This window comes from Thiohalobacter thiocyanaticus, from assembly GCF_002356355.1.
GTDB lineage: Bacteria > Pseudomonadota > Gammaproteobacteria > Thiohalobacterales > Thiohalobacteraceae > Thiohalobacter > Thiohalobacter thiocyanaticus_A.
In genome coordinates, this window is record NZ_AP018052.1 from 339,567 (window position 1) to 363,163 (window position 23,597).

At 66.0% G+C, this 23,597-nt stretch carries 22 protein-coding genes; 7 read left to right on the plus strand and 15 right to left on the minus strand.

Annotated features, from left to right (window positions below):
* Positions 1–169: 169 nt before the first annotated feature.
* Positions 170–1,216, minus strand: coding sequence for a CDP-6-deoxy-delta-3,4-glucoseen reductase (locus CFK21_RS01585; protein WP_096364081.1), 1,047 nt, complete (start codon positions 1,214–1,216; stop codon positions 170–172).
* A gap of 65 nt (positions 1,217–1,281) precedes the next feature.
* Between CFK21_RS01585 and CFK21_RS01590 the strand changes: the two genes are divergently transcribed.
* Entirely contained in the window at positions 1,282–2,160 is an 879-nt protein-coding gene (locus tag CFK21_RS01590; protein WP_096364083.1) for an SDR family oxidoreductase, read from the plus strand.
* Positions 2,161–2,319: 159 nt separating this feature from the next.
* Here the strand turns inward: CFK21_RS01590 and ubiD are convergent, their stop codons facing one another.
* On the minus strand, positions 2,320–3,792 hold the full coding sequence (gene ubiD, locus CFK21_RS01595) for a 4-hydroxy-3-polyprenylbenzoate decarboxylase (RefSeq protein ID WP_096364085.1): 1,473 nt from the start codon (positions 3,790–3,792) through the stop codon (positions 2,320–2,322).
* Between the two features lie 516 nt (positions 3,793–4,308).
* Entirely contained in the window at positions 4,309–6,348 is a 2,040-nt protein-coding gene (gene prlC / locus CFK21_RS01600) for an oligopeptidase A (protein ID WP_096364087.1), read from the minus strand.
* A gap of 136 nt (positions 6,349–6,484) precedes the next feature.
* Here prlC and gorA point away from each other — a divergent pair, with 136 nt between their 5' ends.
* Positions 6,485–7,834, plus strand: coding sequence for a glutathione-disulfide reductase (gene gorA / locus CFK21_RS01605; RefSeq protein WP_096364089.1), 1,350 nt, complete (start codon positions 6,485–6,487; stop codon positions 7,832–7,834).
* A 74-nt stretch (positions 7,835–7,908) separates the two neighbouring features.
* Here gorA and CFK21_RS01610 read toward each other — a convergent pair whose 3' ends face one another.
* Positions 7,909–8,133: a DUF1289 domain-containing protein gene (locus tag CFK21_RS01610; RefSeq protein WP_096364091.1), complete on the minus strand. Its 225-nt coding sequence runs from the start codon at positions 8,131–8,133 to the stop codon at positions 7,909–7,911.
* Here CFK21_RS01610 and rnd point away from each other — a divergent pair.
* On the plus strand, positions 8,132–9,292 hold the full coding sequence (gene rnd, locus CFK21_RS01615) for a ribonuclease D (RefSeq protein ID WP_096367438.1): 1,161 nt from the start codon (positions 8,132–8,134) through the stop codon (positions 9,290–9,292). The genes CFK21_RS01610 and rnd overlap by 2 nt on opposite strands.
* Here rnd and dtd read toward each other — a convergent pair.
* The 4 genes from dtd to CFK21_RS01635 all read right to left on the minus strand — a co-directional run bounded on the left by dtd (position 9,282) and on the right by CFK21_RS01635 (position 12,502).
* Positions 9,282–9,731: a D-aminoacyl-tRNA deacylase gene (gene dtd, locus CFK21_RS01620; RefSeq protein WP_096364093.1), complete on the minus strand. Its 450-nt coding sequence runs from the start codon at positions 9,729–9,731 to the stop codon at positions 9,282–9,284. The genes rnd and dtd overlap by 11 nt on opposite strands.
* Before the next feature lie 141 nt (positions 9,732–9,872).
* Complete coding sequence (gene pip, locus CFK21_RS01625) at positions 9,873–10,829, minus strand: prolyl aminopeptidase (protein WP_096364095.1); 957 nt, start codon at positions 10,827–10,829, stop codon at positions 9,873–9,875.
* A 440-nt stretch (positions 10,830–11,269) separates the two neighbouring features.
* Complete coding sequence (dsrE2, locus tag CFK21_RS01630) at positions 11,270–11,866, minus strand: sulfur carrier protein DsrE2 (RefSeq protein ID WP_369801230.1); 597 nt, start codon at positions 11,864–11,866, stop codon at positions 11,270–11,272.
* A 207-nt stretch (positions 11,867–12,073) separates the two neighbouring features.
* Positions 12,074–12,502 (minus strand): rhodanese-like domain-containing protein, encoded by a 429-nt coding sequence (locus CFK21_RS01635; RefSeq protein ID WP_096364099.1) that lies wholly within the window; start codon positions 12,500–12,502, stop codon positions 12,074–12,076.
* 54 nt (positions 12,503–12,556) lie between these two features.
* On the opposite strand from CFK21_RS01635, the gene CFK21_RS01640 reads away from it, so the two are divergent.
* From CFK21_RS01640 to CFK21_RS01650, 3 genes are all read left to right on the plus strand, one after another.
* Entirely contained in the window at positions 12,557–13,378 is an 822-nt protein-coding gene (locus CFK21_RS01640) for an ATP-binding protein (RefSeq protein WP_369801231.1), read from the plus strand.
* Positions 13,379–13,436: 58 nt separating this feature from the next.
* Positions 13,437–14,297 carry a lysophospholipid acyltransferase family protein gene (locus CFK21_RS01645; RefSeq protein ID WP_096364101.1) on the plus strand — a complete coding sequence of 287 codons (861 nt, stop codon included), beginning with the start codon at positions 13,437–13,439 and terminating at the stop codon, positions 14,295–14,297.
* Positions 14,298–14,377: 80 nt separating this feature from the next.
* On the plus strand, positions 14,378–14,734 hold the full coding sequence (locus CFK21_RS01650) for a DUF488 domain-containing protein (protein ID WP_096364103.1): 357 nt from the start codon (positions 14,378–14,380) through the stop codon (positions 14,732–14,734).
* 3 nt (positions 14,735–14,737) lie between these two features.
* Here CFK21_RS01650 and CFK21_RS01655 read toward each other — a convergent pair whose 3' ends face one another.
* The 3 genes from CFK21_RS01655 to CFK21_RS01665 are packed head-to-tail and all read right to left on the minus strand — an operon-like array spanning position 14,738 to position 17,231.
* Positions 14,738–15,232, minus strand: coding sequence for a cytochrome c (locus CFK21_RS01655; RefSeq protein ID WP_096364105.1), 495 nt, complete (start codon positions 15,230–15,232; stop codon positions 14,738–14,740).
* 19 nt (positions 15,233–15,251) lie between these two features.
* The gene (locus tag CFK21_RS01660) at positions 15,252–15,458 is read right to left on the minus strand and encodes an acetyltransferase (protein ID WP_096364107.1); all 207 of its coding nucleotides are present in this window, start codon (positions 15,456–15,458) and stop codon (positions 15,252–15,254) included.
* 54 nt (positions 15,459–15,512) lie between these two features.
* Positions 15,513–17,231, minus strand: a complete 1,719-nt coding sequence (locus tag CFK21_RS01665) for a potassium/proton antiporter (protein WP_096364109.1) — start codon at positions 17,229–17,231, stop codon at positions 15,513–15,515.
* Between the two features lie 50 nt (positions 17,232–17,281).
* Here CFK21_RS01665 and CFK21_RS01670 point away from each other — a divergent pair, with 50 nt between their 5' ends.
* Entirely contained in the window at positions 17,282–18,697 is a 1,416-nt protein-coding gene (locus tag CFK21_RS01670; RefSeq protein ID WP_096364111.1) for an AmpG family muropeptide MFS transporter, read from the plus strand.
* A 72-nt stretch (positions 18,698–18,769) separates the two neighbouring features.
* Here CFK21_RS01670 and CFK21_RS01675 read toward each other — a convergent pair whose 3' ends face one another.
* From CFK21_RS01675 to CFK21_RS01690, 4 genes are all read right to left on the minus strand, one after another.
* Complete coding sequence (locus tag CFK21_RS01675; protein WP_096364113.1) at positions 18,770–19,081, minus strand: tetratricopeptide repeat protein; 312 nt, start codon at positions 19,079–19,081, stop codon at positions 18,770–18,772.
* 78 nt (positions 19,082–19,159) lie between these two features.
* The gene (locus CFK21_RS01680; RefSeq protein WP_096364115.1) at positions 19,160–20,611 is read right to left on the minus strand and encodes a TrkH family potassium uptake protein; all 1,452 of its coding nucleotides are present in this window, start codon (positions 20,609–20,611) and stop codon (positions 19,160–19,162) included.
* Positions 20,612–20,633: 22 nt separating this feature from the next.
* Positions 20,634–22,007: a Trk system potassium transporter TrkA gene (gene trkA, locus CFK21_RS01685; protein ID WP_096364117.1), complete on the minus strand. Its 1,374-nt coding sequence runs from the start codon at positions 22,005–22,007 to the stop codon at positions 20,634–20,636.
* A 215-nt stretch (positions 22,008–22,222) separates the two neighbouring features.
* Entirely contained in the window at positions 22,223–23,593 is a 1,371-nt protein-coding gene (locus tag CFK21_RS01690) for a sigma-54-dependent transcriptional regulator (RefSeq protein WP_096364119.1), read from the minus strand.
* Positions 23,594–23,597: the final 4 nt, after the last annotated feature.

Consider the following 23,597-nt stretch of genomic DNA (forward strand, 5'->3'; position numbering starts at 1 on the left):
GGAACTATTGCTTTACGGCGGGTTGCGGATTACTCGCTGCGCTCGCCCTGCGGGCCGCCCTTTGGGCGCTCAACGCGCTGCGCGCATGCGTCGGAATGACCGGGAATCGTTACAAATCCACCAGCCTAATATTCAGTCCTGTCCGTGTATTCCGTGGCGCTCCTGATCTTCACCCGCCGCCCTGGGCCGCCTTGTCGCGGGTGTCGGCGGCGAACTCGAAGGCGTCGGCGAACATCTGCTCCATCGGCACGCCGCGGCCGAGGAAGCTCTGGCGGCCGGCCTCGACCATCGCCGGCGGGCCGCTCATGTAGATGTCGTAGCCGGCCGGTTCCGGATAGTGCTCGAGCAGGGCGCCCAGCACCAGGCCGGTCTCCCCGTCCCAGTCATCCTCGGCCAGCGGTTCCGACAGGACCGGGGTGTAGTGGAAATTCGCGTGCTCGCGCGCCCAATGGCTGATCTGGTCGTGGGCATAGAGATCGCGCCGTGAACGCACCCCCCAGAACAGGTGGATCGGCCGGGTGATGCCGACATGGAAGGCGTGTTCCAGCATGCCCTTGAGCGGGGCGTAGCCGGTGCCGCCGGCCATCATCAGGATCGGTCGCGGGGATTCCTCGCGCAGGTAGAACTGCCCGAGGGGGCCCTCGATGCGCAGGATGGTCTTCGGCTGCATTTCATTGAAGACATACTGAGTGAACTCGCCGCCCTCGATCAGCCGGATGTGCAGGTCGATGTATTCATCGTCATGCGGGGCGTTGGCGATGGAGAAGGCGCGCCGGCGGCCGTCCTTGAGCAGGATCTCGATATACTGGCCGGCGAAGAACTGCAGCCGCTCGGTGGTCGGCAGCTTCAGCCTCAGCAGGTAGACGTCGTGGCACAGCCGCTGCATCTCGGCCACCCGTACCGGCATGTTCTTGACCTCGATCTGGGCCGGCGTGTCCAGTTCCCGGATCTCGATGCTCAGATCCTCGCGCGGCATGGCCTGGCAGAACAGGGCCTGGCCGGCGGCGGCCTCGTCCGGCTCGAGCGCGGGCGGAAGCACGTCGTCGGGATAGTCCACCGAACCCCTGATTACCCGGCCCCGGCAGCTGCCGCAGCTGCCGCCGCGGCAGCCATAGGGCAGTTCGATGCCCTGGCGCAGGGCCGCTTCGAGCACGGACTCGCCGGCTTCCACAGAAAATGTGTGGCCGCTGGGTTCGATCTTGACCTGATATGCCATGTAATCTAGGACGCAACTTAAACAAAGGCGGCGATTGTCGCCCATTTCCTGCTGGAGATAAACCGATGAACCCTGTGCTAATCGTGGGCTGCGGCTATGTCGGACAGCGCCTGGCCCGGCAGTTGCGGGCCGAGGGGGGGGCAGTCACGGGTCTGGTGCGCAGTGATGCCGGCGTGGCCGGCCTGCGCGAGGCGGACATCGCGCCGTTGCAACTGGATCTGGACCAGCCGCTGCCGGCAGATGCCATCCCCGCGGCCGGCCGCGATTTGTACTACTTTGCTCCGCCGCCTCCGGAAGGCGATGGCGATCCGCGCCTGGCGCGGGTGCTGGAGCAGCTGCGCCCGGGAAATCTGCCCCGGCGCATCGTCTACATCAGTACCAGCGGGGTCTATGGCGACAGCGGCGGCGACTGGATCGACGAGTCATTTCCGCCCAACCCCGGCACCCCGCGCGGGCGCCGGCGCCTGGCCGCCGAGCAGGCCCTGCAGGCCTGGTCGGAGCAGACCGGCATCGCGGTGGTGATCCTGCGCGTACCCGGCATCTACGGCCCCGGCAAGCTGCCGCTGGAACGCATCCGCCAGGGGCTGCCGATCCTGCGTGAAGAAGACTGTCCCTACACCAACCGCATCCAGGTCGATGACCTGATTGCCGCCTGTCGCGCTGCCATGGAAAGGGGCGAACCGGGCGCTGCGTACAACGTCGCCGACGGCCACCCCAGCACCATGGCCGACTACTTTGCCCGCATCGCCAGGGCCGCCGGCCTGCCGCCGCCGCCCACTGTCACCCGTGAGGAGGCGCCAGAGAAACTGAGCCGGGGCATGCAGGCCTTCATGAACGAGTCCAAGCGGCTGGACAACCGGCGGCTGCGGGAGGAGTTGGGGGTGGAATTGAAGTACCCCGAACTGGAGGCCGGGCTGGCCGCCTGTCTGCAGGAGATGCAGTGACGTTGGTCGGGTTACGCCTTCCAGGCTAACCCGACGTCTGCCGCCGCATGTCGGGTTACGCTGCGCTAACCCGACCTACACACTGAAAGGCGTAACACGACGTCAGCCGCCGCATGTCGAATTACGCCGCGGCTGACACGACCTGCATACTGTGGCGGTTCAGGATTCGAATATATCCAGCTCATCCCACAGGATGTCGATGCGCTGTTTCACTGCATCGTCCATCCGGATCGGCCGGCCCCATTCGCGGTCGGTCTCGCCCCGCCACTTGTTGGTGGCGTCCATGCCGACCTTGCCGCCCAGGCCGGAGACCGGTGAGGCGAAGTCGAGATAGTCGATCGGGGTGTTGTCGATCAGGGTGGTGTCGCGCACCGGGTCCATGCGTGTGGTCATGGCCCAGATCACGTCCTGCCAGTCGCGGATGTTCACGTCGTCGTCGGTGACGATGACGAACTTGGTGTACATGAACTGGCGCAGGAAGGACCAGACCCCGAACATCACCCGCTTGGCGTGGCCCGGGTACTGCTTCTTCATACTGACCACCGCCAGGCGGTAGGAGCAGCCCTCGGGCGGCAGGTAGAAGTCGGTGATCTCCGGGAACTGCTTCTGCAGCAGCGGCACGAACACCTCGTTCAGGGCCACGCCCAGGATGGCCGGCTCGTCCGGCGGCCGGCCGGTGTAGGTGCTGTGATAGATGGGGTCGCGGCGGTGGGTGATGCGCTCCAGCGTGAACACCGGGAAGCGCTCCACTTCGTTGTAGTAGCCGGTGTGGTCGCCGAACGGGCCCTCGTCGGCCTCGTCGCCCGGATGCAGAAACCCCTCCAGCACGATCTCGGCCGAGGCCGGCACCATCAGGTCGTGGGACAGGCACTTCACCAGCCGGGTGCGGCTGCCGCGCAGCAGGCCGGCGAAGGCATATTCCGACAGCGTATCCGGCACCGGGGTGACCGCGCCCAGGATGGTGGCGGGGTCCGCGCCCAACGCGACAGCGACCGGGAAGGGTTCGCCCGGATGCTCGGCCTGCCAGTCGCGGTAGTCCAGCGCCCCGCCGCGGTGTGCCAGCCAGCGCATGATGACCTTGTTTCTGTCGATGACCTGCTGGCGGTAGATGCCCAGGTTGGCGCGCGGCTTGTGCGGGCCCTGGGTGACGACCAGGGCCCAGGTGATCAGTGGCCCGGCATCGCCGGGCCAGCAGGTCTGGATGGGAAACCGCCCGAGATCGATGTCGTCCTTCTCGATCACCACCTCCTGGCAGGGTGCGTCGCGCACTGTCTTCGGCGCCATGTCCAGCACCTTCTTGAACATCGGCAGCTTGCTCCAGGCGTCCTTCATGCCGCGCGGCGGTTCGGGTTCCTTCAATGTGGCGAGCAGTTTGCCGACCTCGCGCAGCGCCAGGGTGGATTCCTCGCCCATGCCGAAGGCCACCCGTTCCGGCGTGCCGAACAGGTTGCCCAGCACCGGGATGGCGTGCCCCTTCGGATTCTCGAACAGCAGCGCCGGCCCGCCGCGGCGCAGGGTGCGGTCGCAGATCTCGGTTATCTCCAGATAGGGATCGACTTCCTGGCGGATGCGTTTGAGCTGGCCGCGCTGTTCGAGCTGATGGATGAAGTCGCGAAGGTCGTTGTATTTCATTATTTGGAATCAGTTGGCCGGGTGGTGTGAGCGCGGAGGGCGTAGAGGCATTTATGCCCTATGGGTACAGAATCGCAAGGGTATAATAATTATGGATGGATTAAATAACGATCGCAGGTTGGCTACAAGCTGTAAGGTACCGTCATTCCCGCGGATGCGGGACAAAAACGCGGAGCGTGTTGAACGCCCGCAGGGCGGCCCGGAGGGCGAGCGCAGCGAGTAATCCAGTGACCGCAGCGGTGCCTGGATCCCGGCCTTCGCCGGGATGACGGAATATGCGGTGATATTCATGTAGCCATTCGTAGGTCGGGTTGGCGCAGCGTAACCCGACAAATCGCGGCGGGTGTCGGGTTACGCTGCGCCAACCCGACCTACATTCCGCCAGATAGTTTTCGGGACCATCTGCGAAACAAGATTGTTGATTATTGCATTCTTTGCGTCTCCGCGTCTCCGCGTCTCCGCGTCTCCGCGTCTCCGCGCCTCCACGCCCTCTGCGTTGATGCCGCCTTCCTCACCTCACGCCGCCAACCCGCTGTGGCGCAGCAGTGCATCGATGGACGGCTCGCGGCCGCGGAACTCGATGAACAGCTCCATCGGCTCGCGCGAACCGCCCTGCTCCAGGATGCTGGTGAGGAAGCGTTTCCCGGTGTCGCGGTCGAAGATGCCGGACTCCTCGAAAGCGGAGAAGGCGTCGGCCGACAGCACCTCGGCCCACTTGTAGCTGTAGTAGCCCGCCGCGTAGCCGCCGGCGAAGATGTGCGAGAAGCTGTGCGGGAAGCGGTTGAAGGACGGCGGCTGGATGACCGCGACCTGGTCGCGCACCTGCTGCAGGATGTCATAGACGCGCCCGCCCTGCGCCGGGTCGTATTCCCGGTGCAGGCGGAAATCAAAGATGGAGAACTCCAGCTGGCGTACCATCATCATGGCGGACTGGAAGTTCTTCGCCGCCAGCATGCGCTCGAACAGTTCGCCCGGCAATTTCTCTCCGGTTTCATAATGGCCGGCGATCAGATCCAGCGCCTCGCGTTCCCAGCACCAGTTCTCCATGAACTGGCTGGGCAGTTCCACCGCGTCCCAGGCCACGCCGCTGATCCCGGACACGCCGGCATAATCGACCTGGGTCAGCATGTGATGCAGGCCGTGGCCGAACTCGTGGAACAGGGTAATCACTTCGTCGTGGGTGAGCAGCGCGGGCTTGTCGCCCACCGGCGGGGTGAAGTTGCAGGTGAGGTAGGCCACCGGCGTCTGCAGGCCATCGCGGGTGATGCGCCGCGAGACGCACTCGTCCATCCAGGCGCCGCCGCGCTTGTGCGGACGGGCGTAGAGATCCAGATAGAACTGGCCGCGCAGCCTGCCGTCCGTGTCGCGGATCTCGTAGAAGCGCACGTCCTCGTGCCAGGCGTCCACGCCCTTCACTTCCCTGATGTCCAGGCCGTACAGCCGATTCACCACGGCAAACATGCCGGGGATCACGCGGGTGACGGGGAACCAGGGCTTCACCTCCTCCTGCGAGATGGCGTACTTGTGCTCGCGCAGCTTCTCCGAGTAGTAGGCCACATCCCAAGCCTCGATATCCGCCATGCCGTGCTGGTCGCGGGCGAAGGCGCGGATCTCGTCCAGCTCGGCGCGCGCCGCCGGCAGGGCGCGTTCGGCCAGGTCGTGGAGGAACTGCAGCACCTGGTCGGTGCTCTGCGCCATCTTGGTGGCGATGGACTTCTCGGCATAGTTGTCAAAGCCCAGCAGCTGCGCGGCCTCGTGGCGCAGGGCCAGAATCCGCTCCATCACCGGGCCGTTGTCCCACTGGCCGGCGTTCGGACCCTCGTCGGAGGCGCGGGTGACATAGGCGGTGTAGAGCTCGCGGCGCAGCTCGCGGTCATCGGCATAGGTCAGCACCGGGTAGTAGGAGGGGAACTCCAGGTTGAACAGCCAGCCCTCCAGGCCCTCGCGCTCGGCGGTCTGGCGGGCCAGATCGACGGCCGATTCGGGCAGCCCGGCCAGACGGCTCTCATCGGTGATGTTGAGCTTCCAGCCGTGGGTGGCGTCCAGCAGGTTCTCCTCGAACTTCGCCGTCAGTGAGGACAGCTCCTGCATGACGGCCCGGTAGCGTTCGCGCTGTTCGGGCGGCAGAGCCACGCCGGAGAGGCGGAAGTCGCGCAGGGCATTGTCGATGACCTTCTGCTGTGCAGTGTCGAGTTGCTTATAGTCATCGCTGTCGGCGATCTGGCGGAAGGCCTGGAACAGGCGCTCGTTCTGGCCCATCTCGGTGGCATAGTCGGACAGCTTGGGCAGACAGGCATTGTAGGCCTGGCGCAGGGCTTCGCTGTTGACCACCGAGTTCATGTGGCTGACCGGCGACCAGGCGCGGTCGAGTTTGTCCTCCACATCCTCGATCGGCTGCACCAGATTGTCCCAGCTGTAGACGCTGTTCTCCTCCAGCAGCCGGTGCATGCTGGCGCGACACTCGGCCAGCAGGGCGTCGACGGCCGGTTCCACGTGTTCGGGCTTGATGCAGCTGAAGGGCGGCAGGCCCTGCAGGTCGATGAGGGGATTGCTCATGGCGTGTCCTGTGCGATTGCGTTATGGCATACCCGGATTGTAATGGCTGGCAGGGACGGCGCCTAGGCGGGGGAGGAAGCGGGACGGCAAAACCCTTACAATGCCTGCTCATTCGCAGCAGACGAGCCCGAGACATATGCCCCAGCACTTTGATCTCATCGCCATCGGCGCCGGCAGCGGCGGCCTCTCGGTGGCCGAACGCGCCGCCCGCTATGGGGCGAAATGCGCCGTGGTCGAGAGCGGCCCGCTGGGCGGGACCTGCGTGAACGTCGGTTGCGTGCCCAAGAAGGTCATGTGGTACGGGGCCACCCTGGCCCATGCCCTCGATGATGCCGCCGGCTACGGATTCGATCTCACCCGCAACGGCTTCGACTGGGGCCGGCTAAAGGCCGGGCGGGATGCCTATGTCAATGGCATCAACACCTGGTATCACACCTACCTGGCCGATTCGGACATCACCGAGATCCCGGGCCGGGCGCGCTTCGTCGATGCCCGCACCCTGGAGGTGAACGGCGAGCGTTACAGCGCCGATCACATCTGCATCGCCGTGGGCGGCTACCCCACCGTGCCGGATATTCCGGGCGCGGAACTGGGCATCACCTCGGACGGCTTCTTCGAGCTGGAGTCGCGGCCGCAGCGGGTGGCCATTGCCGGTTCCGGCTACATCGCTGTGGAACTGGCCGGCATGCTCAATGCGCTCGGCAGCGAGGTCACGCTGGTACTGCGGCGCGAACACATCCTGCGCGAGTTCGACGCCATGCTGCGTGAGTGCCTGATGGAGGAGATGATCAAGGATGGCATCAACATCATCTCCACCACCGAGTTGGACGAGGTGGCGCTACAGGACGACGGCAAACTGAGCCTGCGCGGCGGCAACGGCCAGCACCTGGACGATTTCGATCAGCTGATCTGGGCCGTGGGCCGCACCCCGGCCACTGACGGTCTGAACCTGGAGGCCGCCGGTGTGGCTGTGGATGAAAACGGCTTCATCCCCAGCGATCAGTACGAGAACACCAATGTCGAAGGCGTCTATGCGCTCGGGGATGTCAACGGCAAGGCCGCGCTCACCCCGGTGGCCATTGCCGCCGGCCGGCGTCTGGCCGACCGGCTGTTCGGCGGCATGAGCGAACGCCACCTGCCCTACGAGAACATCCCCACCGTGGTGTTCACTCACCCGCCCATCGGCACCGTGGGGCTGACCGAGGCCCGTGCCCGGGAGATCCACGGCGACGCGGTCAAGATCTACCAGACCCGTTTCACAGCCATGTATCACGCCCTGACCGAACACAAGCGCGAGACCGCCATGAAGCTGGTCTGCGTCGGGGCGCAGGAGAAGGTGGTGGGCTGTCACATCATCGGCATGGGCGCCGACGAGATGCTGCAGGGCTTCGCCGTGGCGGTGCGCATGGGTGCGCGCAAGGCCGATCTGGACGATACCGTCGCCCTGCATCCGACCAGTGCCGAGGAGTTGGTGACGATGCGGTGAGGTGTCGCCCCCTCACCCCCGGCCCCTCGCCCCACAGGGGAGAGGGGGGCGGATATCGCGGCAGCTGCAGGGTTTCAATCCCCTCTCCCCTGTGGGGCGAGGGGTAGGGGTGAGGGGGAGCCTGCTGCACGTCGCTGTTCGGCTGCGGCCAGGATCTCGCGCCGGCGCGCGGGATCGGCACCGCCCCACTCCGTGATCTCGCCCAGGGTGCGGCCGCAGCCCAGGCACACGTCGTCGTCGTCGAGCGTGCATACCCGAATGCAGGGCGATGCCGGTTCATGCTGTATTATGGTCGCCATGTCCGAATACACCTTTGTCGATCAGCCCGCGGCACTCGAGGCCGCCTGCCGGGAAATGCGTCGCCACGACTGGCTGGCGCTGGATACCGAGTTCATCCGGGAAAAGACCTTTTACCCGAAACTGTGCCTGATTCAAGTTGCCACCCCGGAATTGCGGTTGTTCTGCATCGATCCGCTGGCACTGGATATCGCGCCCCTGCTGGATCTGTTCTACGACCCCGGCATTACCAAGGTGCTGCACGCCGCCCGTCAGGATCTGGAGATCTTCCATCAGCTGCGCGGCAGCCTGCCCGGTCCGGTGTTCGACACCCAGCTGGCCGCCCCGCTGCTGGGGTTGCCCGAGCAGATGGGTTACGCCAATCTGGTGCGCGAGCGCCTGGGCGTGGATCTGCCCAAGGGCCACAGCCGCACCGACTGGGCGCAGCGCCCGCTGTCTGAAGACCAGCTGCGCTATGCCGCCGATGACGTGAACTACCTGGCGCAGCTGTATCCGCCGCTGCATGATGAGCTTGCCGCCAAGGGTCGGCTGGAATGGCTGGCACCGGATTTTCAGATCCTGCTGGAGCCCGAGACCTATATCGTCCATCCCGAAGCGGCCTGGCTGCGTATCAAGGAGGCCAATCGGCTCAAGGGCGCGAGTCTGTCCATTCTGCAGGACCTGGCCGCCTGGCGCGAGGAACGGGCCCGGCGCGAGGACAAACCGCGCAAGTGGATCCTGCCTGACGATGCCCTGGCCACCCTGGCCCGGCTCAAGCCCAAACGCAAGGTGGAACTGGAGCGGGTGCGCGGGCTCAACCCCGGTCTGATCCGTCAGTTCGGCGACGCCCTGATCGAGCGCATCCAGGCCGCCCGCGGCCGCGAACCGCAGCCGCTGCCGGCCTTCACCCGACTGCCGCCGCTCACCGCCGCCGAGGAGGCCGCGCTGGACCTGCTGCAGGGGACGCTGCGCCTGATCGCCGACACCAACGGCCTCAACCCCTCGGTGCTGGGAGGGCGCAAGGACCTGGAGAAGCTGCTGCGCGGGCGCGACGACTGTGCCCTGCTGCAGGGCTGGCGGCGCAGGCTGGCGGGCGACACCCTGCAGGCGGTACTGGCCGGGGATTACCGCGCCGGGATCAGTGCCGGCCGGCTGGAACTGGAGCCGCCGCTCAGCGGCTGACCGGGACCTGCAGCCAGAAGGTCACCGGGCCGTCGTTGGTCAGGCTGACCTGCATGTCGGCGCCGAAGCGCCCGCAGGCGACGTCGGAATGCCGCCCCCGCGCCTGCCCCACCAGATAGTCGAACAGGTGCTTTCCCGCCTCCGGCGTGGCCGCCGGAGTGAAGCTCGGCCGCAGGCCTTTACGGGTGTCCGCGGCCAGGGTGAACTGCGGCACCAGCAGCAGCCCGCCGCCGGTGTCGGCCAGCGACAGGTTCATTTTCCCGTCAGCGTCCGGGAACACCCGGTAGCCCAGCAGCCGCTCCAGCAGCCGGTCGGCCTGGGCCTGAGTATCGCCCTGTTCCACCCCGATCAGGACCAGCAGCCCGCGGCCGATGGCCCCGACCGTCTCGCCGGTGACCGTCACCCGTGCCTCGCTTACCCGCTGCAGCAGCCCGATCATGTCAGCTTGAAGACCTGTCTGACAGCTTTTTCGTCATGCCGGCCTGCGCCGGCATGACATCGCAGGGGAATCTGGGTCAGACATTCATGCAGGCCTCAATGTTTGCTGTTCATCCGTGTGCTTCCGTGACCATCCTCCAACTCAGAAGGCCCCCAGCTTGTCGGCGAAACTGTCGGTGGCGCCGACCAGTGCCTCGATGATGCCGGGTTCGCTGGCGGCATGGCCGGCATCGGGCACGATCTGCAGGTCGGCCTGCGGCCAGACCCGGTGCAGGGCGACGGCCTGTTCCACCGGGCAGACGCAGTCATAGCGGCCGTGGACGATCACCCCCGGGATGTCGCGCAGCCGGTCGGCCCGGTCGAGGATCTGGTCCGGTTCCAGGAAGCAGTCATTGACGAAATAGTGGGCCTCGATCCGGGCCAGGCTGAGCGCGGTATAAGGCGCCCCGAAGTGCTCGATCACCGCCTCCCGCGGCAGCAGGGTGGAGGCGCGCGCCTCCCACAGCGCCCAGGCCTTGGCCGCCTGCATCCGATGGACCTCGTCGTCGCTGGTCAGGCGGGCGTGGTAGGCCCGGACCATGTCGCTGCGCTCGGCCGGCGGGATGAGTTCCAGGTATTCCTCCCAGGCCTCCGGGAACAGGCGTCCGGCACCGTCCTGATAGAACCAGGCGATGTCGCGTGGCCGGCACAGAAAGATGCCGCGCAGGATCATTGCCAGCACCCGCTCGGGATGGGTCTGGGCATAGACCAGGCCCAGGGTGGAGCCCCAGGAGCCGCCGAATACCACCCAGCGTTCGATGCCCAGATGGGCGCGGATGCGCTCCAGATCCGCGACCAGGGTATGGGTGGTGTTGCCTTCCAGTTCGGCGTGCGGGGCGGAGCGGCCGCAGCCGCGCTGGTCGAACAGCACGATGCGGTAGCGTTCGGGGTCGAAGAAGCGCCGGTGATAGGGCTCGCAGCCTCCGCCCGGGCCGCCGTGCAGGAACACCACGGGCAGACCGGTGGGATTGCCGCACTCCTCCACATGCAGGACATGCGGGGGGTCGACGTCCAGCGTGTGCTGGACATAAGGCTTGATATCGGGATACAGGCCCGCCACGAATACCTCCCTTCTGCACTTTTGTAAGCATAGGCTTACAGAGAAATCATCAATTACTGACTGTCCGGCGACTGTGTCGCCGTGAAATCATATCTTGCGGCCTCAAAGGTTCCGCAGGATGCGGAACCTGAGGTTAGGCTCGGCATGACTCGCGATGCGGAATCAATATCTGGGAGGGTATCCCCATCGCGGGTAACGTGTCGCCAATAAGCTTAATAACCATGCCTTCCAGCCTCTTTTGGCAACTCACCCGGTACCCACCGGGTTTTTTTTTGCCTTCAATGATGCAAGAGCGCCACGGAATACACGGAAAATACGGACAAGTACAAAGCATGTAACCAAGGGGCAAAAAGGACTTCGCGTCGTTGTGCGCTGGTGCTCCTGAAAAGGAAAGACCCGCGCAAGCGCGGGTCCTTGTACTACCGGATCGGACCGCCGGCTCAGATGAACAGGCAGACGTCGGACTCGCGTGCCACCGGCATGAAATAGGTCGCGCCGACATAGTCCAGACCGTCGATGAACTCGCTGGAATCGAAGCCGAACACGTCCACCGTCATCTGGCAGGCGGACATCTTCACCTCAGCCTCGATGCACAGCTCGCGCAGTTCCTCGACCGTGGCCACGCCCTTGTTCTTGAAGGTCTTCTTCATCAGGGAGGTGGCGACCTTCTCGAAGCCCGGGATGCCGGCCATGATCAGGTTGGGCATCGGCCAGGTGATGTTCTGGAACCACTTGGGACCGAAGGGCATCTTCATCGGCATGGCCGGGTTGCCCAGCGGGCTGACCTCGGAGGGGATCTCCTTCTTCAGCAGCAGCAGGCCGTAGAAGGTGAAGAAGATGTGGGTGTCCCAGCCCAGGGCCGCGGCCGTGGAGGCCAGGATGAAGGGCGGATAGGCCCAGTCCAGGGTGCCCTTGGTGGCGATGATCGCCATGCTCGGGGTCTTGCTCTGTTCGATGGCCTGCAGCTTCTGCGGCAGCAGTTCGTCGAGCTTCTCGCTCAGCCACTGGTCCATCTGTTCGGGGGTTGTATCTGACATGCTGTGTACTCCTCCTCGCCGCACCGTGAGTGCATGGGAAATGGGTTGCTCCGGCGGCGCCGCATAGAACTGTGTGTAATAATATTGGGTGCGGTGCGCCCGTTTTCTGCATTCCCGGGCGGCAGTCCGGCCGGCCCGATGCATGACAACGAATGACGGAATATATGCGGACCCCGGAGCCGAGTCAATCCGCCGGCGGCTGACGGTTCAGCACTGCTCCCAGGGCAGGCCGTGGAAGCGCCAGCCCCCCACCGAACTGCGGTGGTGATGGTCGTCGATTTCCCCCTCGAAACCTTCATCCACGTGGTAAACATCCCCGATTCCGGCTGCCGTCAGGGCCCGGCCGGCCTCCAGCGAGCGCTTGCCGCTGCGACAGATCAGAATGATCGGGGCGCAGCCGGCCTCCGGCTCATGGCATACCCCGCCCAGCAATACCTGGCGCACCTGGGTGACGAAATGCGGATTGATCACCCAGTCCGGCTCATCGATCCAGGGGACATGCACCGCCCCCACCGGATGGCCGACGAACAGGAATTCCATGTTTGAACGGACATCGATCAGCACCGCCCTGGGATTGCTGTCCAGCAGTTCGGCCGCGGCCTGGGGACTCAGCGCATGGACCTCGTTGTCACTCATTTACCTCTCCCGCCCGCGACGGGCTGTTTGACACTGGCCTGAAGTATAGCGTCCATGTCACTTGCCAGCGGCGGGGCGGCCCGTTACCTTTCCGCCATGTCACAGACCCGTCCTCCGAAATCCCTGCTGCGCCCGGTTGGCCGGGCCATTGCCGACTACGACATGATCCGCGACGGCGACCGTATCCTGCTCGGCCTGTCAGGCGGCAAGGACTCCCTGTCGCTGCTGCACATCCTGCTGCATCTGCAGCGTCACGCGCCGGTACGCTTCGAACTGGGCGCCGTAACCGTGGATCCCGAAGTGGAGGGCTTCGAGCCGGCCCGGCTCAAGCCCTACCTGGCGGAACTGGGCGTGCCCTACCATTTCCGCGCCGAGCCCATCATGGAGCGGGCGCTGGGGCATATGACCAAGGATTCCTACTGCAGCTGGTGCGCCCGCATGAAGCGGGGGACGATGTACACCACGGCCCGGGAAGCCGGCTGCAACGTCCTGGCGCTCGGACAGCATCTGGACGACCTGGCCGAGAGCTTCCTGATGTCGGCCTTCCACGGCGGCCGGCTGCAGACCATGAAGGCCCATTACCGCAATGACGACGGCGACCTGCGCATCATTCGCCCGCTGGTCTATGTGCGTGAACGCCAGCTGGCCGATTTTGCCGCCAGCGCCGGCTTCCCGGTGATCAGGGACAACTGCCCGGCCTGTTTCCGCATGCCGACCCAGCGCGCTCACATGAAGGCCCTGCTGGCTGGGGAGGAAGCCCACAATAACCAGCTATTCAAGACACTTTTGAGTGCTATGCGCCCACTTATGGATGATGATTCGCATAAAAATATTTACAACTTCCCATTTTCAGGCAGGAAAATGGGGAAATGCTGACTTGTTTCCGCTTTTCTCTGAATCCCAAGGGAAAAGTGGGGATTGAAAACCATCTTCAATGCGCTATCGATTGATTCAAGGGCTTCTCTGGCTGTCCGGCCGGCTGCCATTGCGGGTAAATCAGGCACTGGGGGGAGTTGTGGGTATTCTGTTGTACTGGATACCCAATCCCCTGCGCCGGGTGGCCGGCGCCAATATCGCCCGCTGCCTGCCCGAGCTGAAGCCGGCCCGGCAGCGGCGGATTCTGCGCCGCTGCCTGATCGAGACCGGCAAGACGGCGCTGGAGGCCGGGTATCTGTGGCGTCTGACCCCGGCGTCGGCACAGCGCCTGCTGGTGGCCCTGGAGGGCCGCGCGGCGGTGGATGCCGCCGTGGCCGCCGGTCGGGGCGTGATCATCGCCGCCCCGCATCTGGGCAGCTGGGAGATGGCCGGTCAGATCGGCGGTCGGGAATGGGGGGTGTGGAACCTGTACCGACCGCCGCGAATTGCGCAGCTGGAGCCGCTGCTGCAGGCCGGGCGTACCCGTTTGGGCGGGCGGCTGGTGCGGGCCGATACCGCCGGGGTGCGGCAGCTGCTGCGGGTGCTGCGCCGGGGCGGGGTCGTGGGGATTCTGCCGGATCAGGATCCGGGGCCGGAGCACGGGGTGGTGGCGCCCTTTTTCGGTATCCCGGCCAATACCATGCGGCTGCTGCCGCGGCTGGCGCATGCCACCGGCGCCGCCGTGTTCATCGCCTGGTGTGAGCGGCTGCCGCGCGCGCGCGGCTATCACCTGCGCATTGCGCCGCTGCCGCCCGCCGTGGCCGATCCCGATCCGCTGGTCGCCGCCACCGCCCTCAACCGGGCCGTGGAACAGTGCGTAAGGGCCCTGCCCGGCCAGTATCAATGGAGCTACCGGCGCTTCAAGGACGTGCGCGCCTAGTGCCCCATGCCGTGTTCGCATTGCGGGCGTCCTGATATAACCTTGAACTGTGAACCAGGCTGACGCTGTGAGGGGGACGAATGGCTGTCGCAGTCAAGCGCGCCTACGCACCGGTGCAGGCCGGGGATGGCTACCGGGTCCTGGTCGACCGGCTCTGGCCGCGGGGCGTGGCGCGGGATCAACTCGGAATCGATGAATGGCGGCGTGAGGCCGCACCCTCCGAGGGGCTGCGGCGGGCCTTTCACGCCGGCGCAATGACCTGGGGTGAATTCCGCCGCGCCTATCTGGCCGAGCTCAAGGCGCGGCGCGATGAGTTGCGGCGGCTGGCGGCCCGTGCCCGGCAGGGCCGGCTGACCCTGGTCTTCGCTGCGCGCGATGAAAGGCACAACAACGCCGTGGTCCTGATGCAGTATCTGAAGATGCTGGGGGCGGAGTGAGGCTCAGTGCTGATGCCCGTCGCTGCCGGGGCGGGCATAGCCGGGAAAGCGATGTTTTGCATACACGGCATGACAGCCCGCACAGCTGTCGAGCATGCGGCTGAAGTAGAACCGGACCAGTTCCCCGTCCCGGCGCTCGGCGGCCTGAGCGAGCTTGCCCGCATGCTGATGCAGCCGGCGGTCGAGATATTTGAAGCTGTCCGGCAGGGACTGTACCAGTGTCCCGCGTTCGTCCTCCGACAGGCGCCGCTTGAGAATATAGCTCTGCTCGATCCGGCGGCCGGTCTCGGCCAGCCGTTCCCAGTCGGCCTTGACGATGGCCTCGGGCAGCGCCCGCACCCCCTCGTTGATCGCGATCATTTCATCGACCAGCGCCTGCTGCAGCTTCGGCGGCAACTCCAGCAGGGGCTCGGCGGCGGCGGCGGGCGGGGCGACGGAGGCTCCGGCCAGCAGCAGGCTCAGACCCAGACAGGGTCCGGTCAGATCAGGGATTTGCATTGCGGGGCCCTCGCAGGCATCAGGGAGAAGATCCGTGGCCGGTCGTGATGAGGGTGCTGAGATCCAGCTGCTGCACGGCGCCGATCGCCGCTTCCAGCGCGCCCTCGCTGCACAGCCCGCTGATGGCCGCCTCCTGATGGGCCTCGCGCAGGGCCCGGAGGCAGGCGGCGCGAACCGCCTCCGCCAGTTGCAGCGCAGCAGGATCGGGTGGGCAATCGGTATTCATGTGGGTGCATTACACCACAATCCCGGATCAGCGCCAAAGCGCCGGCCGCCGCCCTCAGTGCATCAGTTTGAGGCCGACCCGGGTGATGGTCTCGCCCTCCATCTCGCGCACCACCAGTTCCAGATGGCCCAGCGGCAGGCGGTCGCCGACCACCGGCCGGCGCTTGAAGGCGCGGGCCAGTACCTCGGACAGGCTGGCGTCGCGCTTGTCCGTCGGCACCTCCACGCCATAGACGCCGGCGACGTCACCGAGGGTGGCACGGGCATCGAGGACGAATTCGCCGAAGAAGCGTGACTCACGCAGGTGTTCGGGGACCTTCTCGGTGGTCAGCAGCCGGTCCAGTGTCTCGACGTCGTCGCTGCGGGCCAGCAGCAGCAGGTGGTCGCCCACGCTCAGCCGGACCGCTTCGCAACCGGCGGTGACCGCGTTGTCGCGGATCAGCCCCGCCACCCCCACCCCCGGCGGCAGCCGCAGGGTGGCCGGCGTCTCGCCCAGCGCCGGGCTGTCGCCGCTGAGGACGTAGACCACCATTTCGTAATCCAGCTGGCCCGGCAGATCCAATTCCAGCCGCCGGTGCCAGCCCGGTGTGGTCGGCACTTCCAGGCCCAGCCGGCGGGCCAGCGGCGCCAGGGTCCAGCCCTGCAGCACCAGCGAGACCAGCACCACGAAGAAGGCGACATTGAAATAGCGCTGGGCATTGGGCAGATCGGCCAGCAGCGGGAACAGGGCCAGGATGATCGGCACCGCCCCGCGCAGCCCCACCCAACCGACGAACACCTGTTCCCGCAGCGGGAAGCCGAACGGCAGCAGGCTGATGACCACGGCCAGGGGGCGGGCGAGAAAGATCAGGGCCAGGGCCACTGCCAGCGCCGGCAGGGCCACCGCCAGCAGGGCGCTGGGCGTGACCAGCAGGCCCAGCATCAGGAACATGCCGATCTGGGCCAGCCAGGCAATGCCGTCATGAAAGCGCTGGATGCCCAGATTGGCCTGCAGCGGCCGGTTGCCCAGCACCAGGCCGGCCACATACACGGCAAGAAAGCCGCTGCCGCCCAGGTTCAGCGTACCGGAGAAGATCACCAGCGCCCCGGCCAGGGCCAGCAGCGGATACAGACTGGTGGCCAGCGGCAGCCGGTTGATGACATAGACCAGCAGCCGGCCGCCGCCATAGCCCAGTACCAGACCCAGTCCCATCTGCTGCACCAGCAGCACCACGACTCCGGCATCCAGCCGGGTCGCGCCGGCCGCCAGCAGTTCCACCAGCGCCAGGGTGAGAAAGATGGCCATGGGGTCGTTGGCGCCGGACTCGATCTCCAGCGTGGCGCTGACGCGTTCCTTGAGCCGCAGGCCCTGGGCATGCAGCAGGCCGAACACGGCCGCGGCATCGGTGGAGCCGACGATCGCGCCCACCAGCAGTCCCTGCAGCCAGTTCAGTTCGAACACCAGGCTCGCGACCAGCCCGGTGACGGCGGCGGTGATGATCACGCCCAGCGTGGCCAGGCTGAGCGCCGGGCGCAGGCCGACGCGGAAGGTGGCGGCCCGCGTGCCCAGGCCGCCGTCGAACAGGATGATGGCCAGCGCCACCGAGCCGACCATGTAGGCGGCCTGGTAGTTGTGAAAGCGCAGTGCGCCCGGACCCTCCTCGCCGGCCAGCATGCCCAGCGCCAGGAACACCAGCAGCAGCGGCATCCCGACCCGGCGCGAGGGCACGCTGACCAGGATGCTGATCAGCAGCAGCGCGGCGGCGACGAGGATGAGCTGATTGACGATGTCCATAGGGGAAGCTGCTCGGATGCGGGGCTGATCTGGTAAGCTTGCCGGTCATTATGCCAGCACCCGGCCGGAGTACGCACAATTCCACCGCCACCGCCCGCGCCCGCAGCTGGCGCGAGGCGTTGCACGTCTACACCCGCCCGCAGGTGGTGGCGATGTGCTTTCTCGGGTTCTCCGCCGGCCTGCCCTTCCTGCTGGTGTTCTCCACCCTGACCGCCTGGCTGGCGCAGGCCCAGGTCGAACGCGGCCTGATCGGTTTCTTCGCCTGGGTCGGCATCACCTACTCCATCAAGGTGATCTGGGCCCCGGTGGTGGACCGGCTGCGCCTTCCGCTGCTGTCGCGCCTGTTCGGTCAGCGCCGCGGCTGGATGCTCGCCGCCCAGTTCGGCATCGGCGGCGGCCTGGCAATGCTGGCGCTGACCGACCCGGCCGCGCAGTTGGCGATGTTCGCGGGCATCGCGCTGTTCATCGCCTTCTGCTCGGCCACGCAGGACATCACCATCGACGCCTACCGCATCGAGGCGGCGGCCGATGTACAGCAGGGTGCGATGGCCGCGGCCTATGTGTTCGGCTATCGCGTCGCGACCCTGGCCTCGGGCGCCGGCGCGCTCTATCTGGCCAGCCGGCATTCCTGGATGCTGAGTTATCTGGTCATGGCCGGCCTGATGCTGGTGGGCGTGATCACCACCCTGCTGATCCGCGAGCCGGCGCATGTGCGCCACGCGCGGGTGAGCGAGATCGAGGCCGGTATCAGCCAGGCCCTGCACATCGACCGCATGCGCGCCGGGCCGGCGCGGCGCATCGCCGCCTGGTTCGCGCGCGCCGTGATCGGGCCGTTCGTGGAGTTCTTCACCCGCACCGGCTGGTACGGTGCCGCCATCCTGCTGTTGATCGCCATCTACCGCATCAGCGACATCAGCATGGGGGCGATGGCCAATCCCTTCTATCTGGATCTGGGCTATACGCTCGACCAGATCGCCGCCGTCGCCAAGGTGTTCGGCTTCGCCATGACCCTGCTCGGCGCCCTGCTGGGCGGGCTCGCGGTGGCGCGCTTCGGGGTGTTGTGGCCGCTGTTCGCCGGCGCGATTCTGGTGGCGGCGACCAACCTGCTGTTCGCGTTGTTGGCGGTGTCTGCACCCACGCTGAGCCTGCTGGCCGTGGTCATCAGTGCCGACAATCTGGGCGCGGGGTTCGCCACCTCGGCCTTCATCGCCTATCTCTCCAGCCTCACCCACCGGGCCTATACCGCGACCCAGTACGCGCTGTTCAGTTCGTTGATGACCCTGCCGGCCAAGATCATCAGCGGTTTCTCCGGGCTGGTGGTCGAGGCCCAGGGCTGGTTCTTCTTCTTCCTCTACACCACCGGCCTCGGGGTGCCGACCATTCTGCTCGCCCTGTTCGTGATTCATCATCGCGAACTGCTGGCGCGGCAGTTCAACCAGCGTTCTGCGGATCGTAGGTCGGGTTAGCCCGCATGGCGTAACCCGACGCCTCTGCGGCGTTGTCGGGTTGCGCTACGCTAACCCGACCTACGATCTTATTTATTTCTGCAGGCGCTTGAGAAACACCCGCATCTCCTTTGCAGCCTGCTTGTCGCCTTTGTTCTCCGCGGCCTCGATGCCTTTCTCGTAGGCGGCAATGGCTCCCTCGGCATCGCCGGTTTCGGCCAGCGCGCCGCCCAGCTGTTTCCAGGCGGCGGAATAGCCCGGGTCCTGTTCGACGGCATTGCGCAGATGCTCCACTGCCCGGGCGTGCTCCCCGGCCTTGCCGTATTCCAGACCCAGTGAGTAGCGCAGCAGCGGACTGTCCTGGCCGGCGGCCAGCATCCCTTCGAAATTGTCGATCATGCTCATGGACTGGCTCGGAACCTGTGGGTTGGCGCAATCTGCGGCGATCGGATTCCGGGTGTGAGGATCACTGATCGCTGCATTTCAGCGTCTCCAGAATACCGGGGAGAACAGCACCAGCAAAGAGAAGATTTCCAGCCGGCCGAGCAGCATGGCCGCGCACAGCACCCATTTGGCGGTATCGCTGATGTCGCCGTAGTGATAGCCGACATCGCCCAGGCCCGGACCGAGGTTGTTGATACAGGCCGCCACGGCGGAGAAGGCAGTGACCTGGTCCATGCCGGTGGCCATCAGGATCAGCATCATCACCGCGAACACGCCCACATAGGTCGCGAAGAATCCCCAGACCGAATTGATGACAGCATCCGGCAGCGGCTTGCCGTTGATCTTGACCGGCACCTGGGCATTGGGATGCACCAGTTTGGTGATCTCGCGCACGCCCTGCTTGAGCAGCAGCAGAAAGCGGATCACCTTCATGCCGCCGCCGGTGGAGCCGGCGCAGGCGCCGATGAAGCTGACGAACAGCAGCAACACCGGCAGGAAACCGGGCCAGTTGTAGTACTCGGCGGTGGTGAAGCCGGTGGTGGTGCCGATCGAGACCACCTGGAACAGCCCGTGATGCAGTACCTCGCTCCAGCTGCCGAAGGTCTTCGTGACGTAGAGATAGGTGATGGTGATGAGCGCCGTGATCAGCAGGATGGTCAGGTAGGTGCGCACCTCGGAGTCGCGGACGTAGGGCATCGGGCTGAGCGAGCGCCAGACGGTGAAATGCAGTGCGAAGTTCACCCCCGAAAGCAGCATGAAGACCACGGCGATCATCTCGATCAGCTCGCTCTGGAAATAGCCCATGCTGAGGTCGTGGGTGGAGAAGCCGCCGATGGCCACGGTCGAGAAGCTGTGGGCGATGGCGTCGAAGCCGCTCATGCCGGCCAGCCAGTAGGCCAGGGCGCAGGCGATGGTGAGGCTGAGATAGATGTACCACAGCGCCTTGGCGGTCTCGGCGATGCGCGGGGTGAGCTTGTTGTCCTTCATCGGCCCGGGCGTCTCGGCGCGGTAGAGCTGCATGCCGCCGATGCCCAGCATGGGCAGCACAGCCACCGCCAGCACGATGATGCCCATGCCGCCCATCCATTGCAGCTGCTGGCGGTAGAACAGGATCGAATGGGGCAGGTAGTCGATGCCGGTGAGGACCGTGGCCCCGGTGGTGGTCAGGCCCGACATGGACTCGAACACGGAGTCGGTCAGGCCGATGGCCGGCTGGGGTGACAGGTACAGCGGCAGTGCCCCGACCAGGCCCAGCACGACCCAGAACAGCACCACGATCAGAAAGCCGTCGCGCAGGCGCAGTTCGCGCTTGTTCCGGCGTGCCGGCCACCAGATGAGCAGGCCGGCCAGCAGCACCAGCCCGAAGGCTTCCAGAAAGGGGGCGATGGCGCCGTCGCGGTAGATCAGCGCGACCCCCACCGGCGGCAGCAGGGTGGTACTGAAGACCATCAGCAACAGGCCGAGGATGCGCTGGATAGTGATCAGTTGCATGGGCGAGGCGGCAACTCGGATTTCACAGGAAGATCACCCCGACCTGGAACAGGTGCTCGACCTCTGGGATGCGGCCCTTGTCCACCAGGAACAGGATGACGTGATCCCCGCTCTCGATGACGCTGTCGTGGTGGGCGATGATGACCTCGTCGCCGCGCACGATGGCGCCGATGGTGGTGCCGGCCGGCAGGTTGATCTCCTCCAGGCGCCGACCCACCACCTTGGAACTGGAGGCGTCGCCGTGGGCGACGGCCTCGATGGCCTCCGCTGCACCGCGGCGCAGGGAATGCACGGCCACCACGTCGCCGCGGCGTACATGGGTGAGCAGGCTGCCGATGGTGGCGTGCTGGGGCGAGAGCGCGATGTCGATCACGTCGCTGTGCACCAGGTCCACGTAGGCGGCGCGGTTGATCAGTGACATCACCTTGCCCGCGCCCAGGCGCTTGGCGAGCATGGAGGAGAGGATGTTGGCCTCTTCATCGTTGGTCAGGGCGCAGTAGATGTCGGTGTTCTCGATGTTCTCCTCCAGCAGCAGTTCCTCGTCGGCCGCATCGCCCCACAGCACGATGGTCTTGTTGAGCTCCTCCGACAACTGGCGCGCCCGCTCCTGGCTGCGCTCGATGATCTTGACCTGGTAACGGTGTTCCAGACCGGCGGCCAGGCGTTCGCCGATGTGGCCGCCGCCGGCGAGGATGATGCGCTTGACCGGCTTGTCCAGTTCGCGCAACTCGCTCATCACGGCGCGGATGTTCTTCGGTGCGGCGACGAAGAAGACCTCGTCGTCGGCCTCGATGACGGTATCGCCCTCGGGGATCAGCGGCTGGCCGCGGCGGAAGATGGCGGCCACCCGGGTGTCGATCCTGGGCATATGCTCGCGCAGTTCCCGCAGTTCGTGCCCGACCAGGGGGCCGCCCTGTACCGCGCGCACCGCGACCAGCTGCACCCGGCCGTCGGCGAAATCCAGCACCTGCAGCGCGCCCGGGTTCTGGATCAGGCGCTGTACATACTCGGTGACCAGCTGCTCGGGGCTGATCAGCACGTCGATGGGCAGCGCCTCCTGCGAGAACAGCCGCGGTTCGTTGAGAAAGGCCGCCGAGCGTACCCGCGCGATCTTGGTCGGGGTGTGGAACAGGGTGTAGGCCACCTGGCAGCCGACCATGTTGACCTCGTCGCTGTTGGTCACGGCGATGATCATGTCGGCGTCCTCGGCGCCGGCGCGGCGCAGCACGTCGGGATGGGCTCCATGGCCGGTCACGGTGCCGATGTCGAGCCGGTCGCGCAGTTCGCGCAGTCGATCGGCGTCCTGGTCGACCACGGTGATGTCGTTGTACTCGCTGGCCAGATTGTCGGCCACCGAGGCGCCGACCTGGCCGGCACCGAGGATGATGATCTTCATGGTCGGGCTGCCGTCGGGTCGGGATCGTGAAGCAGAAAACAAGGCGCGCAGGATAGGCGCTTGCCACAGGTGCGAGTTGACGTCATCCCGGAGCAGGCCGGGATCCAGGGGCCGCGGCGGTTACTGGATTCCGGCCTGCACCGGAATGACGGTGATGCTGTGGGTTCCGTCATTTATACGATATCGGGTTAAGTAGGTGTAATTCAGCGCAGGTATCAGTCACTGCCTTTCTTGACATCGATACCCAGCGCCTTGAGCTTGCGGTACAGATGGGTGCGTTCCATGCCGACCCGTGTGGCGAGTTTGCCCACGCTGCCGCCGGCCTCCTGCAGCTGGTGCTCCAGGTAGTTCTTTTCGAACTGCTCGCGCGCCTCGCGCAGCGGCAGTTCGAACAGGGTGCTGTCCTCCAGTGCGCTGTCGCGGTTCATGAGCTGGGCCTGCAGGGCGGACTCGACCTCGTCCAGGGTGATTTCCTCGCCGCTGCCGAGGATGAGCAGGCGCTGGACCAGGTTCTTGAGCTCGCGCACGTTGCCCGGCCAGCTGTAGTTGCGCAGCCGGTTCTGGGCGGCCAGCGCGAAATGCCGGTAGGGCAGGTGTTCGCGGTCGACGAAGAAGGTGACGTAATAGTTGAGCAGTTCGGGCACGTCCTCGCAGTGCTCGGCCAGGCGCGGGATCTGGATCGGCACCACATTGAGGTGATAGTAGAGGTCCTCGCGGAAGCGTCCGGCGGCCACGGCCTGATCGAGGTCATGCCGGGTGGCGGCGACGATGCGCACATCCAGACGCACCGGTTCGGTACCGCCGACCCGGGTGAAACTGCGGGTCTCCAGCGCGCTCAGCAGCCGCGCCTGGGTCTGTTCGTCCATGTCGCCGATGTCGTCGATGTAGAGGGTGCCGCGGTTGGCCTGCTCGAAGCGCCCGTAGTGGACCCGTTCCTCGTCCTCGCTGCCGAACAGCTCCACGGCCGAGTTGCTCTGCGACAACGAGCCCACGCTGATCTCGACCAACGGGCCCTGGCGGCGCGGGCTGTTGTGGTGCAGGAAATGGGCGAAGGTCTTCTTGCCGCTGCCGGGTTCGCCCTTGAGCAGTACGCCGGTGTCGTGGGCGGCGACCTTGAGCACCTGCTCGCGCAGCCGCTGCAGGGTGTCACTGCGCCCGACCGGTTCCGGCACCACCGGCAGCTGCTGCTTGAGGTCGACCACCTCGCGGGCGAGCTTGTCGGCCTCCAGGGCGCGCTCGACCACCAGCAGCAGCCTGGCCAGCGAGATGGGCTTTTCGATGAAGTCGTAGGCGCCCAGGCGGGTGGCCTCGACCGCGGTCTCGACCGTACCGTGGCCGGAGATGATGATGACCGGGCAGGGCAGTTCGCCGCCTTCGGCCCATTCGCGCAGCAGCGAGATGCCGTCGATGTCCTCCATCCAGACATCGAGCAGGATCAGGTCGGGACGATGGGTGCGACGCTGGCGCCGGGCGGCGCCGCCGCTGTCGGCGACGCTGACTTCGTACCCTTCCTCTTCCAGAATCTCCTGGATCAGGGTGCGGATATCCGGTTCATCGTCGACGACCAGGATATGGGCTGAGGACATTGGC

Bases quoted from the DNA above. Each gene is read 5' to 3' on its own strand.
- CFK21_RS01665 (WP_096364109.1), bottom strand. From the start codon at position 17,231: ATGGACATCGTCAATCAGCTCATCCTCGTCGCCGCCGCGCTGCTGCTG.
- CFK21_RS01635 (WP_096364099.1), bottom strand. From the start codon at position 12,502: ATGAGTGACAACGAGGTCCATGCGCTGAGTCCCCAGGCCGCGGCCGAA.
- CFK21_RS01585 (WP_096364081.1), bottom strand. From the start codon at position 1,216: ATGGCATATCAGGTCAAGATCGAACCCAGCGGCCACACATTTTCTGTG.
- CFK21_RS01670 (WP_096364111.1), top strand. From the start codon at position 17,282: ATGCCAGCACCCGGCCGGAGTACGCACAATTCCACCGCCACCGCCCGC.
- CFK21_RS01590 (WP_096364083.1), top strand. From the start codon at position 1,282: ATGAACCCTGTGCTAATCGTGGGCTGCGGCTATGTCGGACAGCGCCTG.
- trkA (WP_096364117.1), bottom strand. From the start codon at position 22,007: ATGAAGATCATCATCCTCGGTGCCGGCCAGGTCGGCGCCTCGGTGGCC.
- CFK21_RS01680 (WP_096364115.1), bottom strand. From the start codon at position 20,611: ATGCAACTGATCACTATCCAGCGCATCCTCGGCCTGTTGCTGATGGTC.
- CFK21_RS01690 (WP_096364119.1), bottom strand. From the start codon at position 23,593: ATGTCCTCAGCCCATATCCTGGTCGTCGACGATGAACCGGATATCCGC.
- dtd (WP_096364093.1), bottom strand. From the start codon at position 9,731: ATGATCGGGCTGCTGCAGCGGGTAAGCGAGGCACGGGTGACGGTCACC.
- CFK21_RS01610 (WP_096364091.1), bottom strand. From the start codon at position 8,133: ATGGCGACCATAATACAGCATGAACCGGCATCGCCCTGCATTCGGGTA.
- CFK21_RS01645 (WP_096364101.1), top strand. From the start codon at position 13,437: ATGCGCTATCGATTGATTCAAGGGCTTCTCTGGCTGTCCGGCCGGCTG.
- CFK21_RS01655 (WP_096364105.1), bottom strand. From the start codon at position 15,232: ATGCAAATCCCTGATCTGACCGGACCCTGTCTGGGTCTGAGCCTGCTG.
- CFK21_RS01640 (WP_369801231.1), top strand. From the start codon at position 12,557: ATGTCACTTGCCAGCGGCGGGGCGGCCCGTTACCTTTCCGCCATGTCA.
- dsrE2 (WP_369801230.1), bottom strand. From the start codon at position 11,866: ATGTCAGATACAACCCCCGAACAGATGGACCAGTGGCTGAGCGAGAAG.
- CFK21_RS01660 (WP_096364107.1), bottom strand. From the start codon at position 15,458: ATGAATACCGATTGCCCACCCGATCCTGCTGCGCTGCAACTGGCGGAG.
- rnd (WP_096367438.1), top strand. From the start codon at position 8,132: ATGTCCGAATACACCTTTGTCGATCAGCCCGCGGCACTCGAGGCCGCC.
- CFK21_RS01650 (WP_096364103.1), top strand. From the start codon at position 14,378: ATGGCTGTCGCAGTCAAGCGCGCCTACGCACCGGTGCAGGCCGGGGAT.
- prlC (WP_096364087.1), bottom strand. From the start codon at position 6,348: ATGAGCAATCCCCTCATCGACCTGCAGGGCCTGCCGCCCTTCAGCTGC.
- CFK21_RS01675 (WP_096364113.1), bottom strand. From the start codon at position 19,081: ATGAGCATGATCGACAATTTCGAAGGGATGCTGGCCGCCGGCCAGGAC.
- gorA (WP_096364089.1), top strand. From the start codon at position 6,485: ATGCCCCAGCACTTTGATCTCATCGCCATCGGCGCCGGCAGCGGCGGC.
- ubiD (WP_096364085.1), bottom strand. From the start codon at position 3,792: ATGAAATACAACGACCTTCGCGACTTCATCCATCAGCTCGAACAGCGC.